This is a genomic window from Pseudoalteromonas sp. SWXJ133, from assembly GCF_015864365.1.
GTDB lineage: Bacteria > Pseudomonadota > Gammaproteobacteria > Enterobacterales > Alteromonadaceae > Pseudoalteromonas > Pseudoalteromonas arctica.
In genome coordinates this window covers 1-13,467 of sequence record NZ_JADYXJ010000002.1, presented here as the reverse complement: position 1 = coordinate 13,467, position 13,467 = coordinate 1, and the positions used below count along the sequence as shown (strand labels likewise).

Genomic DNA, 13,467 nt, shown 5'->3' with positions numbered 1-13,467 from the left:
TGTTTATTATGTCGATTGATACTGAGCAGCGTAAAGGTGCTATTTTTGCTTGTCTTGCTTTTTTTATGTGGGGCCTTGCGCCAATATATTTTAAGTTAATTCAGCATGTTTCTGCCTTTGAAATTTTAATGCATCGGGTTGTTTGGTCGGTTGTATTTTTAGTATTAGTAGTAAGTGTTTTAAAGTATTGGGGTAAAATTAAACGCATTATTGTTCAGCCTAAGCTTTTGCTTATGCTTGTTATTACCTCAACATTACTAGGGTTTAACTGGGGTTTATTTATATGGGCTATAAATAATAACCATATGCTTGATGCGAGTTTGGGCTATTACATAAACCCTCTTTTAAATGTATTACTGGGTATGCTCTTTTTAGGTGAACGCCTGCGTAAGTTTCAAGGTGTAGCAGTGGCACTGGCCTTTACCGGTGTTGTGCTGCAGCTAATTAGTTTTGGCTCGTTTCCGGTAGTGGCATTTTCATTAGCTATATCGTTTGCGCTTTATGGTTTGTTACGTAAAAAACTACCCGTTGAAGCCTTGCCTGGCATTTTGCTTGAAGCACTTATATTACTGCCTGTTGCACTCATTTATTGGTGGTTAATGGTGCCTACAGTAACATCAAGCCTGCCAGCTAACGATTGGCATACTAATGCATTACTGATTAGTGCAGGTATTGTAACTACATTACCATTGCTGTGTTTTACCGGCGCCGCTAAGCGTTTGCAATACACTACATTAGGCTTTTTTCAGTATATTGGGCCAAGCCTAATGTTTATATTGGCAGTGGTGTTTTACGGTGAAGTGTTTGACGCTGAGAGATTAGTAACGTTTGCATGTATTTGGAGTGCGCTAGCTATTTTTAGTTGGGACTCTTACAATCAATCACGCAAACGTAAAAAAGCGGCTATTACAGCCGCTGAAGTATAATTAACCTAATAGAGCTGTTAGCTAACTACTTTATTACGACCAGATTCTTTAGCGTCGTAAAGCTTTAAATCGGCCTGTTTTAATAATTCATCAATTTGATAAACAGGCCCATCTGCAAAACCAATAGATATAGTAAATTTGATTTTTTCTTTACTAAACTCTTGGCTATTCGCCTCTATAAAGTACCTAAAACCTTCAAGTCTTTTTAGCGCTTCTTGTTTATCCGCATTTGCAAAGTAAACGGCAAACTCTTCGCCACCTAAGCGGGCCACTAAATACTTTTTAAAATATTTGCTAAAGCAAATGGAGAGCCCTTTTAATACTTCGTCGCCTACATCATGCCCGTGAGTGTCATTAATTATTTTAAAATGGTCAATATCAAGCATGGCTAGCGCTCCTGAACCTTGCTTATTTTTAATCTTTTTGAGTGATTTGTTTGTTTCTTCAAAAAAGTAACGACGATTAGGTAGATTAGTTAGGTAATCGGTGTTGGCTTGGCGTTTAATTGTGGCTATTTGTTCTAGCATATCGACGTTTTGGCTAAGCCTGCAGTAAAACTCTTCACTATTAAAAGGTTTATGTAAATAATCGTTTGCGCCATTTTTTAAAAATAAACTAGAAAGCCCTACAGAGTCAGAGCCCGAAATACCAATAATGGCTTTTTCGTCATTGCTATATAAGCGGCGAATTTCGCTACATAACTCATCACCATTCATGTTTGGCATTTCGTTATCAGTAATGATGACTGAAATGTCGGGTGAACTTTCGAGCATTTTTAATGCTTCTTGTCCGTCTTGTGCTTCAATAATTTGATATTTGTGACGAACTAACAAGCTGCAAATGTATCGTCGAGTCGATTTAGAATCATCAACAACGAGTACTTTTACATTTTCATTGCGAGGTAAGCGGTGTAATTGTTTTTCTAGGTATTGGTAAGCTTGTTTGTTTTCTTTAATGATGTAATCGATGATTGGGTATTTTTCGACGGTGTCGCGGGTTTTTTTATCAATATTACCCGTCATTACAATAGTTGGGATATCAGCATTAACAGTGCAGGGTACTGCTTCACCTGATGGGGCATCAGGTAATATAAAGTCAACTACAGCGCAAAAGTAGCTATTTTTACTTATAAGCTCTTTTGTTTGTGCTAATGACTCTGCTATATCAACTTCATAGCCTGCTTTAAGCGCGATGTGCTTTTGCACTCGCGCCATTGCAGGTGTATCTTCAACTATTAGTATTTTTCGCGTCACGGAACAACCCTGTTTATATTTTGCAAAAATATTTGCTTATACAAGTTGTAACTGTTAAAACGCAAAAAAGCAAATAACTTAAGTACTTACAGATTATCCGCTTCTGAATAATACTCTTGGCTAATCGGTGCCGGTCCTGACATTTTTGAGCGGCCAAATAAAGTATGAAACTTAGTTTTACAGGTCGTTAGCTTTAAGTATTTTACCCAAGCACGTTCGATTGGGTTAGTAGGTTCTTGTGAGCCAGTGACTACTGCTACAAACTGTTCTTGATGTTCGTTTTGCGGCTCAATTGTTTTACTGTATAAGCCTCTTAAAACAACACCGTGTTGTTCTAATATACTGGCTTCTAATAAGGTGAAGTTTCCGCTGCGGCTAAAACCACGTGGAAAATTCTGATCATCATAAAATTGACGTTGGCTAACAAATGCTTGGCGTAGTAATGAAATGTTATTGCTCATAGCTTTATCCTCATACCCTATTAATTAGCTGGAGTATGATGCAAGTTTGGCAATTTATTAAACAAATTATTTTTATCGTGAGGATAAAAAATTGGATATCGATTTATTAAAAACATTCGTTGAGGTAGTGCGTACGCGTCACTTTGGTAAAGCGGCCGAAAACCTTTATATTACGCAGTCTGCAGTGAGCTTTAGAATTCGCCAATTAGAGCAAGGGCTTGGTGTTAATTTGTTTATTCGCCAGCGTAATAATATTCAACTTACAGCACCTGGCGAGCGCTTATTACCGCACGCACAAATGATTATTACGGGCATGCAGCGGGCCAAAGTCGATGTTGCACTTGCCGACAATATGCATAAGCAAATTAGCTTAGCAGGAACGCCTAATATTTGGGATGCTTTTTTACAGTTTGGTATAACAAATATTGTATCGGCGATGCCGGGCGTGTCGTTAGTTGCAGAAGTTAAAGCACAACAAGAGAGCACTCGACTTTTATTAGAGCGTACTCTCGATTTGGCAATATTATTTGATCCACCAAAAGTAGATGAACTCGTAGTAGAGCGTATTTGTGAGTTGCCAATCATTCCAGTAAGCGGATACGACACCGCAACGAACGAAAACTTTTTTGATAATCAATATGTGTATGTGGATTGGGGAACTACTTTTTCTCTTTGGCATGCGCGTCAGTTTACAGGAAAAACGCCACCTTACTTTAGAACCAGCACGGGACGTATTGCACTTGATTTAATACTGCAATGTGGTGGTAGTGCATTTATACCTCAAGTATTGGTTGAAGGGCATTTAGAAAAAGGTGAGTTGTTTCATGTTAAAGGGGTAGAAAACACCTCAAGAGACGTATTTATTGCGTATCACAGAGACAACGAGCAAAAAGAGCTAATAGAAACCTTAGTTAATTTACTTTCGCAAATGACGCCAAGCTTGTCATTAAAGCAAGGTAAGTAAGTACGACCATCTACTAGGCTTTCATGTTATTTTGATTTCATATTTAATGCATTTTTATTAACAAAAAAAGACAGTAATATTTCTATTGTAATATTACTGTCATTTAGGAATGACAAAATGCAGCAGTTTTGAAAATTAGTCTTTTGTGATTATCCAAGGAAATAACATGAAATTTGTAAAATCGAGCTTATGCTTAGCACTATTAAGTGGTTTATCTTTTAATGCACTTGCCGACGTAGACATTTACGGTAAAGCGAATGTAACAGTGCAATCATCTGATGATGGCGAAGGGTCTTTTACCGAGATAAAAAGTAATGCATCTCGTCTTGGTGTTAAAGGTTCTGAAAAAATAAATGATAGTTTAGAAGCGGTATATAAGTTTGAGTTTCAAGTTGATGTGTCTGATGCTGATTCAAAAGGCGATAACGACGACAATATTTCTGCGCGTAACCAATACGTTGGTTTAAAAGGTGCGTTTGGTCAGGTTGTAATTGGTCGTAACGATACTGCGCTTAAGCAATCTCAAGGTAAGTTAGATTTATTTAACGACCTTGAAGGCGATATTAAAAATGTATTTAAAGGTGAAAACCGCTTAGGAAACACAGTTAGCTACTCATCAAACTCATACGAAGGCTTTAAAGTACTTGCTACTTTTGTAGCTGAAGACGATGTAGACGCTGATAACGGTTATTCAATGGCGGTGACATACGGTGACGTGGCTCTTAAAAAGAGCGCGGTATACGCCTCTATTGCAGCCGATAGTGAAGTAAATGGCTACGACGTAGTGCGTGCATCAATCCAAGGTAAAGTTGAAAACTTTAAATTGGGTGCAATGTACCAAACACAAGAAGCAGTAGATGGCAGCGCAGAAGCGGATGGTTACTTGCTAAATGCTGCTTACAGCATGGGTAGCAACACATTTAAAGTGCAATACCAAGATATGGACTTTGACGACAGCGACGATAAGTCAGCAATTTCAGTTGGTCTTGACCACAAATTAAATAAAAACATTAAAGTATTTGGCTTTTATTCAAGCTTCGACATGGACAACAACGTTGACCAAGATTACGTAGGCTTAGGTATGGAATACAAGTTTTAACGACTAGCCTAATTAGTTAAAACACTCCCTTTTTAACCGCGCTCTTTTGAGTGCGGTTTTTTTTGCTTTAAATTATTTACTTAGCCGCCCATAATAGAGCTTCATTTGGAATGAGGTGCGAGTCCTCGACTGTTCCCGCAACTGTAATTAGCGCAAAGCTTTAAGTCAGATACAAATGGTATGATACCAATTTTATTAAAAACATGATCTTTCTAGCGAATTAAATAACTTACTAACTTCGTTAAAAATTATTCATATAGAACAACTATATGTCATAATTTCCGCCTTGTTATTAAGCTATTTATTTGTCGCTATAATAAATCACTAATTTAATGCAATTGGTATGAATTCTTTTAACGAGCGGGTTTACTCATTTTTTCTTGTAGTGCATTAGTATTTTTATCGCATTTTGGTGAGTTTAACCTAGGGTCTGTTGATCTTTGCGGATTAAAATTTGTTCAAACTAGGGGCTATTTAATCGCGGCGCGAGGTTTGTAACCTGGTGGGCTAAGTAAAAACCGAGCAACAAAGAGTAAATAGCCCCTAGGAAGAACCCTTTGGGCAGCGCCTGTTTGGCATTAATGCTACGTTATCGCCCATTTATGGGGAATAACCACACTACATAGGCTCTGCCTTGCCTAAATACCAAACAGACTGTTGCAAATTTAACCTTGAAAGATCAACAGACCCTAGCCTAGGACTGACTATTGCGCACTCAAACGCCATTAAATAAACCATTACTAAACGTTAAAAACGTATCATGGGGTATTGGCAATAAAACGATTCTCAAAAAAATAAACCTTAAAATAACCACAGGTAAATTTGTTGGTTTAATTGGACCTAATGGCGCAGGTAAATCGAGCTTATTGCGTTGTTTATATCGTTTTAATAAACCAAGTGATGGCGTTGTAGAGTTTAACAACACCGACATTTGGCAGCTAAAAAGTGATGAGTACGCAAAAAAAGTCGCGGTTGTTTTACAAGAAACCCCTTCGCAATTTAACTTAAGCGTATTTGATGTTATTGCACTTGGGCTAACGCCTCATAAATCGCTATTTAGCTCAATAACCAATATTGATAAACAAAAAATCATCCAAGCTATCAACACCGTAGGGTTAGTGGATCATATTGATCAAAGTTTTGAATCGCTCTCAGGCGGTGAAAAACAAAGAGCGCTTATTGCTCGTGCTATTGTGCAGCAACCTCAACTATTAATTATGGACGAACCAACCAGCCATTTAGATGTTAAATACCAAATACAGGTTATGGAGCTTGCTAAATCGTTGGGTGTAACGGTATTTGCATCGTTTCACGATTTAAACTTAGCCTCTGCAATGTGCGATGAACTAGTGGTTATTAAAAACGGTGAAATTACACATACAGGCACGCCAAGTGAGGTATTAACCGAAAACATGCTAGGCGACGTTTTTGGTGTTTGCGCCCAAGTAAATAACCATCCGCAGTTATCTAAAGCAGGAAATAGCATTCCTCACATTACTTACTTTTATGGTTATGAATAATATGAGCGCAGTTAATACTCGCCAATCATTTGCGCTATTTATAAGTGTTGTAGCTGCTTTATTTAGCTTATTTGCAGCACTTAGTTTTGGCGCAGCAGAGACCTCACTTCAAGACGTACTTAATAGTTTTTTACTCTCAAATGATGCGTCTTTTAATTCGCGTATTATTTACGAGCTAAGAATGCCACGCACATTACTCGCCTTTTTAGCAGGCTCTGGCTTAGCAATTGCGGGGCTTATTTTACAAACGGTAACGCGCAACCCTTTAGCCGATCCTTACTTATTTGGTATATCGTCGGGTGCCTCATTTGGCGTGGTGTTACTTATGGCGCTAGCAGGCATTAGCGCAGGCTTTATGCTATCGGCAGCAGCACTGCTGGGCAGCTTACTCGCTATGAGTTTATTAATACTTATTGCAGGTAGGCAGCAAAGTGCACAGGTAGAATCAATGTTATTAGCTGGTGTTGCTCTGTCATTTTTATTTAGTGCATTTACCAGTTTGTTGCTTTATTGGAGCGACCCTCAGGCGGTAGCCGCTATTTTATTTTGGACACTGGGCAGCTTTGCTCGTGCGCAGTGGGCTACGCTTTGGTTACCTTTATTGGTAATCACATTGTGTACGTTTGTAATGCTGATCTTTAGAAGGCAACTCAATGCTATGTTACTTGGCGATGAAAGCGCGATTACATTAGGTGTTAGGGTCCAGCGCTTTAGAATACTTATGCTGGTTTTGAGCTCATTAATTACCGCTGTGCTGGTGGCTATGTGTGGTGGTATTGGGTTTGTAGGATTAATGGTACCGCACATTGTGCGCTTTTTTATATCCCAAGGCACCATCGCTGGCTTACTGGTAACCAGCTTAGTGGGCGGTACATTTATGGTGTGGGTTGATGTACTTTCGCGCTCCTTGCTAAAAAACCAAGAATTGCCCGTAGGCGTTATTACTGCTGCTATTGGTAGTGTGTTCTTTTTAAGTTTATTGTTTTTTAGAAAGCGAAGGGTGTAATTCCATGAAAACCTTAATGGTGCAAGGCACTACTTCCGACGCAGGTAAAAGCACTTTAGTTGCAGCCCTTTGCAGGGTATTTGCTAAGAGAGGGGTAAAGGTTGCGCCTTTTAAACCACAAAATATGGCACTTAATAGCGCAGTAACAAAAGATGGCGGCGAAATTGGTCGTGCGCAAGCTTTGCAAGCAATAGCAGCTAAAGTAGAGCCCGAAATAGATTTTAACCCTATATTACTTAAGCCTAATAGCGACACGGGCGCACAAGTGATTATTCACGGAAAAGCCATTAGTAATATGGAAGCTGGCAAATATCACGACTATAAAAAAGTCGCGATGGATGCGGTAATTACTTCACATAACCGCTTAGCTAAACGTTTTGAATTACTCCTTGTTGAAGGAGCGGGGAGCCCTGCTGAAATAAACCTGCGTGAAAACGATATTGCCAATATGGGTTACGCCGAAGAGGTAGATTGCCCTGTCATTATTATTGCCGATATTGATAAAGGTGGTGTGTTTGCACATTTGGTAGGTACGCTTGCGTTGTTAAGCGAGTCAGAACAGGCGCGCGTAAAAGGCTTTGTTATAAACCGATTTAGAGGCGATATAGGTTTGCTGCAAGGCGGGCTTGATTGGCTTGAAGAATACACAAACAAACCCGTACTTGGCGTATTACCTTATTTGCACGATCTTGCGCTTGATGCCGAAGACGCCGTCGCAATTGATAATAATGTAACCAACGCCACAATTAATATTGCAGTGCTACTTGTTCCCCACATTAGTAACCACACCGATTTTGATGCACTGCGTTTGCACCCAAACATTAATATAAATTACGTGCGCCATACGCAAACGATCCCAGAAGTTGATCTGATCATTCTCCCAGGCAGTAAAAACGTGCTGGGGGATTTAACCTTTTTGAAAAATGAAGGCTGGGATTTACAAATTAAGCGCCACTTACGCTATGGTGGCAAAGTACTTGGCATTTGTGGCGGCATGCAAATGCTGGGCAATACAATCAACGATCCCGATGGTATTGAATCGTCATTAAAACAAGTGAATGGGCTTGCTCTATGCGACTTTGAAACCACGCTGACAGCGCAAAAAGTATTAACTAAAATAACCGCTACACTGCTTTTAAATAACCAATCAACACCCTGTAGTGGTTACGAAATACATGCAGGGATTAGCCAAGGTGCAGCGCTTGATAAGCCATTTTTAACCTTTGATGAAAACCACCCACATGGTTTTACGTTTGATGGCTTTATTAGCGATGATAACGCCATTGCGGGCACCTATTTACATGGTTTGTTTGATGAAGCCGATGCTACATCGCAAATTTTAAAATGGGTAAAACCAAGCGCCTCAATTAACCCAATTAGTATTGCCGCTCACCGCGAGCAGCAGTTAGAACGATTAGCAACCATGTGCGAAACGCATTTAAACATACAGCAAATTATCTCGATTTATGAAGGGCACAATAATGACTGAACAAAACAACGATAAGCACCAACAACGCCAACAAAAAGTAAAAGAGCAAGTGGATGCACGTGTTGCTGCCGCACAAGATGTTAAAGGTATTTTTCAGGTGATTACGGGTAATGGTAAAGGTAAATCAACCTCGGGTTTTGGCGTTGTAGCACGCTGCGTAGGTCATGGTAAAAAAGCAGCCGTTTGCCAGTATATCAAAGGTACTTGGGAATGTGGCGAGCGTAATTTATTACAAGGTGCAGGTGTTGAGTTTGTTGTAATGAACACCGGTTTTACCTGGGATACGCAAAATAAAGAAGCTGATACCGCAGCCGCCCAAGCAACATGGCAAGAGTCAAAACGCATGCTTGCTGATAGCAGTATTGATTTAGTATTACTTGATGAGCTTACGTATATGGTGACCTACGGCTACGTTGATTTAGATGAAGTAGTAACGGCGCTTAATAACCGCCCACCAATGCAGTCAGTTATTATTACAGGGCGTGCAGCGCACCGTACTTTAACAGACCTTGCCGACACAGTAAGCGAAGTGCGTAATGTAAAACACGCATTCGACTCTGGTATAAAAGCGCTTGAAGGGTTTGATTACTAATGTTTAAAGCGCTTTTTATTGGGCTGCTGCTTTTTAGTGTATCGGGCAGTGCACTTGCAGAGCAGGTTAATGATTCTAAAAAACTGCGAATAATCGCGCTTGCACCACATATAGTCGAAAACCTATTTGCCATAGGGGCGGGCGATAATATTGTGGGCACGGTTGATTACGCCGACTATCCTGCTGAGGCCCAAAGTATTGAGCGCATAGGCGGTTATTACGGTATCTCGCTTGAAAAAGTATTGGCGCTTAAACCCGACTTAGTAATTGCGTGGAAAAGCGGAAATCAAAGCGAAGATTTAGCCCAAATAGAGCGCCTTGGCATAAAAGTATATTTGAGTAATCCCACCACAATCGCTGGTGTAGCCGACGAGTTACTTACTTTTGGTGAATTTACAGGGAACATTAAGCAAAGCCAGCAAGCGGCAAGCGCATTTAAACATAAGCTAAATGGTATTGTTAAAAGCCAGCAAGATAAAAAAAATATTACCGGGTTTTATCAGTTATGGGCTGAGCCCATGATGACAGTAAGTAAAAATACATGGATAAATCAGCTGATTGAAACATGCCATGTAAGCAATGTATTTGCACAGAGCGTTACAGATTACCCGCAAATTAGTATCGAAAATGTCATTGTTACTAAGCCACAAGTTATCATTATTCCTGATGAAAAATCAAAAACACCACAGCCGGTTGTTAATTGGCAAAAGTGGCCAGAAGTGCCCGCCGTTAAAAATGATCAATTTATTAGCGTAAATGCCGATTTATTACATCGTTTTACTCCGCGCATGCTAGATGGACTCGCGGATATGTGTGATAAAATAGACGCATCACGTAAACAGATTAAGAGTACACAATGAGCGATTGGGCTACATTTTTAGAAAGTGAATTACAGCAACCTTACATGCAGGAAACGTTAGAGTATGTGGCTAATCGCCGCAATGAAGGTGTTGCTGTTTATCCGTCTGAACCTCAAGTATTTAGTGCTTTTGATGCCACAGCACTAAATGACATCCGCGTTGTAATTTTAGGACAAGACCCATACCACGGAGAAGGGCAAGCGCATGGCTTGTGTTTTTCGGTATTGCCTGATGTAAAAAAGCTGCCGCCGTCGCTTAAAAATATGTACAAAGAGTTAGCTACCGATATCAGCGGGTTTATTATTCCTGAACATGGGTACCTGCAAAGCTGGGCAGATCAGGGCGTGTTTTTACTCAATACAGTATTGACCGTTGAGCAAGGGCAAGCGCATTCTCATAAGCATTTAGGGTGGGAGCAATTTACCGATAATGTAATAGCGCATATTAATAAACACCGCGAAGATGTGGTATTTATTTTATGGGGTGCACATGCACAAAAAAAAGGTAAAGGCATAGATAGCGCTCGCCATCATGTTTTAAAAGGGCCGCACCCATCACCGCTTTCGGCGCATAGAGGCTTTTTTGGCTGTCAGCATTTTTCAAAAACGAATGAGCTATTACAAGCCCAAGATGAAAAACCGATTAACTGGCAGGTGTAAATAACCTGGGCTCTGAATAATAAATTTATCTCATGCAGCTATTTTCAGCGCATTAAAAAAGGCTTCCATATATCGGAAGCCTTTTTGTTTAGTTGGGGCGTATTGAATTAAAAGTCGAGCTCTTCAATTGCAATACTGTCTGTAAAGTAGTCTAGTTCTTGTAGTTCTTTACGTAGGCGCTGTTTGTCTTTTATTGCTTCTATTTCACGCCATTTTCTTTTTTTATTTTTCTGAGAGGTTTTCCTTGTTGTATCTGGTCCTTCTAATATCTCTAATATATCGTTTAGGCTATCCATGAACTTCTCCTATTGATTTTATTGACCTCAAGAATACCTATACCACAGGCCTAGTTAAAATAGAATAAAAAAGTGACAGTTATGTTACATAAGTGTGATTAATTGATGAAGGTTTATACGAAGATTATATGAAGTCGATATGAAGATTATATAGAGGGGTAGCGTATTTTAGGCATAAAAAAACGCCGCTATTGCGACGTTTTTAAAACACGATTATAGCAAATTACATTGCTTTAAAGCGCGCCTCTAGTTGTTCTTGTGCATCAGCAAAAGAGCGAATACCTTCAGCTAGTTTTTCAGTAGCCATAGCATCTTGGTTATGTAACCAACGGAACTGTGCTTCTGTTAATGGCTCTGGTTTTGGCTCTTGTGGAACATCGCTTTCAAGCAAATATTCTTGTGCGCCTTCAAGGTTACCTAAATCTTCTAAAAGATTAGGGCTAATAGTTAGCTTGTCACAACCTGTAAGTGCAATAATTTCACCTGTATTACGGAAACTTGCACCCATCACAACTGTTTTGTAGTCATGGCGTTTGTAAAATTCAAAAATGCTGCGTACAGACTGAACACCCGGATCTTGTAGCGGATCGGTTGGTTTTTCCATACCGTTAGCAACGTGCCAATCTAAAATACGACCAACAAATGGCGAAATTAGAAATACGTTTGCATCGGCACACGCGCGGGCTTGGGCATCGCTAAATAATAAAGTAAGGTTACATTTAGTGCCTTCTTTTTCTAGCTGCTCAGCGGCTTTAATACCTTCCCATGTAGACGCTACTTTAATTAAAATTTTGTCTTTGCTTACACCTTCTTTTTCGTAAAGGCTAAGTAGGGTATGTGCTTTATCAATCGTAGCTTGCGTATTAAACGAAAGGCGTGCATCTACTTCAGTAGAAATATAACCAGGTACAATAGCGCTAATTTCTTTACCTAGTAATACGGCAAAGTAATCACATGCTAGTTCAAGTTGTTTAGCTGGCTCTTGCTCGGTTTCTTTTGCGTAGCTCCAAGCTTTATCTAGGTAAGGCTTATATGCTTCAATCTCGCTCGCTTTTAATAAAAGCGATGGGTTTGTAGTTGCATCTTCTGGTTGATGCTTTTTAATAGCTTCAATATCACCAGTGTCGGCTACGATAGATGAATGTTGTTTTAGCCTTTGTAGAGCTGAAGTCATTTGCTTTCCTCATTCCAAGCAAGTTAAAAGAAAAATCTAATCACTCTTAATATATCTAATCCATACTGCAACAGTGTGACAATGCTTGATAGGTCTTATGTCCTGATCAATAAAAAAACGGCAATGCATGGGTTATTAAGAGAGGATTTATTTAAACAAAACGTGCTTTTCGTTTCATTTAATGTTGAAATTGACACTAAATAAATTACAAGTCAATAGCTAACTATGATCACTGTTATTTCACCTGCAAAAAATCTTGATTACGAAACGCCACCCGCAACAGACAAGTTCACTCAGCCTGAATTACTAGAGCACAGCGAAGAGCTCATGAAAGTATGCCGTGAACTAACACCAGCGCAAATTGGCAGTTTAATGAAAATTAGCGACAAGCTATCTGGGCTTAACGCAGCACGCTTTAGCGAGTGGGCGCAGCCGTTTACACAAAGTAATGCTAAACAAGCAGTGCTTGCCTTTAATGGCGATGTATACGGCGGTTTAGATGCAAGCACGCTTAAAGCTAGCGAGCTTGATTATGCACAAAACCACTTACGTATCCTTTCTGGCTTATATGGCTTATTAAAACCACTTGATTTAATGCAAGCTTACCGCCTAGAAATGGGCACCAAGCTTGAAAACTCGCGTGGCAAAAACTTATACGAGTTTTGGGGCAGCGTAATAGCGAATAAATTAAACGAAGTATTAAAAGCACAAGACGCGCAATACTTAGTTAACCTTGCTTCAAACGAATACTTTAAAGCGGTAGATAAGAAAGCATTAAATGCACAAATTATTACCCCACACTTTAAAGACTGTAAAAACGGTCAATACAAAGTAATTAGCTTTTACGCTAAAAAAGCACGCGGCATGATGGCGCGCTACATTATCGAAAATAAAGTAACGCAGTTAAGCCAACTTAAAGAGTTTACGGTAGCAGGTTATTACTTTAGCCCAGAGGCAACAGTTAAAGAGCTTGAGCCGGTATTTATGCGCGACGAACAAAATTAGGTTTATAAGCTTAAATAAAAAACTTAAAAGCCATGCATTGCATTAATGCAGATCGTTTAAGCTAATTGAACGATCTTTCAAAGGGCTCATAATAGGCTACAACAGAAGTTGTGGCCTATTTTTATGTCTGAATTTATTAAAGAATTACACCTTACTACTGAGT

The 13,467-nt window shown here is 39.5% G+C and carries 14 protein-coding genes and 1 riboswitch; of the genes, 10 read left to right on the top strand and 4 right to left on the bottom strand.

What is annotated here, in order from left to right; genetic code table 11:
• Window positions 1-8: 8 nt before the first annotated feature.
• Window positions 9-926: an EamA family transporter RarD gene (gene rarD, locus I6F40_RS01585; RefSeq protein WP_166376482.1), complete on the top strand. Its 918-nt coding sequence runs from the start codon at window positions 9-11 to the stop codon at window positions 924-926.
• A 17-nt stretch (window positions 927-943) separates the two neighbouring features.
• On the opposite strand, the gene I6F40_RS01580 is transcribed toward rarD, so the two are convergent.
• Window positions 944-2,179, bottom strand: coding sequence for a response regulator (locus tag I6F40_RS01580; RefSeq protein ID WP_024592846.1), 1,236 nt, complete (start codon window positions 2,177-2,179; stop codon window positions 944-946).
• Window positions 2,180-2,265: 86 nt separating this feature from the next.
• On the bottom strand, window positions 2,266-2,640 hold the full coding sequence (locus I6F40_RS01575; RefSeq protein WP_007583734.1) for a DUF413 domain-containing protein: 375 nt from the start codon (window positions 2,638-2,640) through the stop codon (window positions 2,266-2,268).
• Window positions 2,641-2,731: 91 nt separating this feature from the next.
• On the opposite strand from I6F40_RS01575, the gene I6F40_RS01570 reads away from it, so the two are divergent.
• From I6F40_RS01570 to ung, 8 genes are all read left to right on the top strand, one after another.
• Window positions 2,732-3,604: a LysR family transcriptional regulator gene (locus I6F40_RS01570; protein ID WP_010553277.1), complete on the top strand. Its 873-nt coding sequence runs from the start codon at window positions 2,732-2,734 to the stop codon at window positions 3,602-3,604.
• A 166-nt stretch (window positions 3,605-3,770) separates the two neighbouring features.
• Window positions 3,771-4,703, top strand: coding sequence for a porin (locus tag I6F40_RS01565; protein WP_166376483.1), 933 nt, complete (start codon window positions 3,771-3,773; stop codon window positions 4,701-4,703).
• A 43-nt stretch (window positions 4,704-4,746) separates the two neighbouring features.
• A riboswitch (cobalamin riboswitch) is annotated at window positions 4,747-4,898 on the top strand.
• Window positions 4,899-5,410: 512 nt separating this feature from the next.
• A complete protein-coding gene (locus I6F40_RS01560; protein ID WP_166376484.1) occupies window positions 5,411-6,223 on the top strand; it encodes an ABC transporter ATP-binding protein in 813 nt (270 codons plus the stop codon).
• 1 nt (window position 6,224) lies between these two features.
• On the top strand, window positions 6,225-7,229 hold the full coding sequence (locus tag I6F40_RS01555; RefSeq protein ID WP_166376485.1) for a FecCD family ABC transporter permease: 1,005 nt from the start codon (window positions 6,225-6,227) through the stop codon (window positions 7,227-7,229).
• 4 nt (window positions 7,230-7,233) lie between these two features.
• Window positions 7,234-8,718, top strand: a complete 1,485-nt coding sequence (locus I6F40_RS01550; RefSeq protein ID WP_166376486.1) for a cobyric acid synthase — start codon at window positions 7,234-7,236, stop codon at window positions 8,716-8,718.
• On the top strand, window positions 8,711-9,310 hold the full coding sequence (cobO, locus tag I6F40_RS01545) for a cob(I)yrinic acid a,c-diamide adenosyltransferase (protein ID WP_165722116.1): 600 nt from the start codon (window positions 8,711-8,713) through the stop codon (window positions 9,308-9,310). Before I6F40_RS01550 ends, cobO begins: the two co-directional genes overlap by 8 nt.
• The gene (locus I6F40_RS01540) at window positions 9,310-10,170 is read left to right on the top strand and encodes a cobalamin-binding protein (protein ID WP_166376487.1); all 861 of its coding nucleotides are present in this window, start codon (window positions 9,310-9,312) and stop codon (window positions 10,168-10,170) included. The genes cobO and I6F40_RS01540 overlap by 1 nt, the downstream gene beginning before the upstream one ends.
• Entirely contained in the window at window positions 10,167-10,829 is a 663-nt protein-coding gene (gene ung / locus I6F40_RS01535) for a uracil-DNA glycosylase (RefSeq protein ID WP_197192420.1), read from the top strand. Before I6F40_RS01540 ends, ung begins: the two co-directional genes overlap by 4 nt.
• 107 nt (window positions 10,830-10,936) lie before the next feature.
• Here the strand turns inward: ung and I6F40_RS01530 are convergent, their stop codons facing one another.
• Complete coding sequence (locus I6F40_RS01530; RefSeq protein WP_007583746.1) at window positions 10,937-11,125, bottom strand: DUF3545 family protein; 189 nt, start codon at window positions 11,123-11,125, stop codon at window positions 10,937-10,939.
• Between the two features lie 223 nt (window positions 11,126-11,348).
• Window positions 11,349-12,299: a transaldolase gene (tal, locus tag I6F40_RS01525; protein ID WP_007376481.1), complete on the bottom strand. Its 951-nt coding sequence runs from the start codon at window positions 12,297-12,299 to the stop codon at window positions 11,349-11,351.
• Between the two features lie 225 nt (window positions 12,300-12,524).
• Here tal and yaaA point away from each other — a divergent pair, with 225 nt between their 5' ends.
• Window positions 12,525-13,304, top strand: a complete 780-nt coding sequence (gene yaaA / locus I6F40_RS01520) for a peroxide stress protein YaaA (RefSeq protein WP_039488339.1) — start codon at window positions 12,525-12,527, stop codon at window positions 13,302-13,304.
• Window positions 13,305-13,467: the final 163 nt, after the last annotated feature.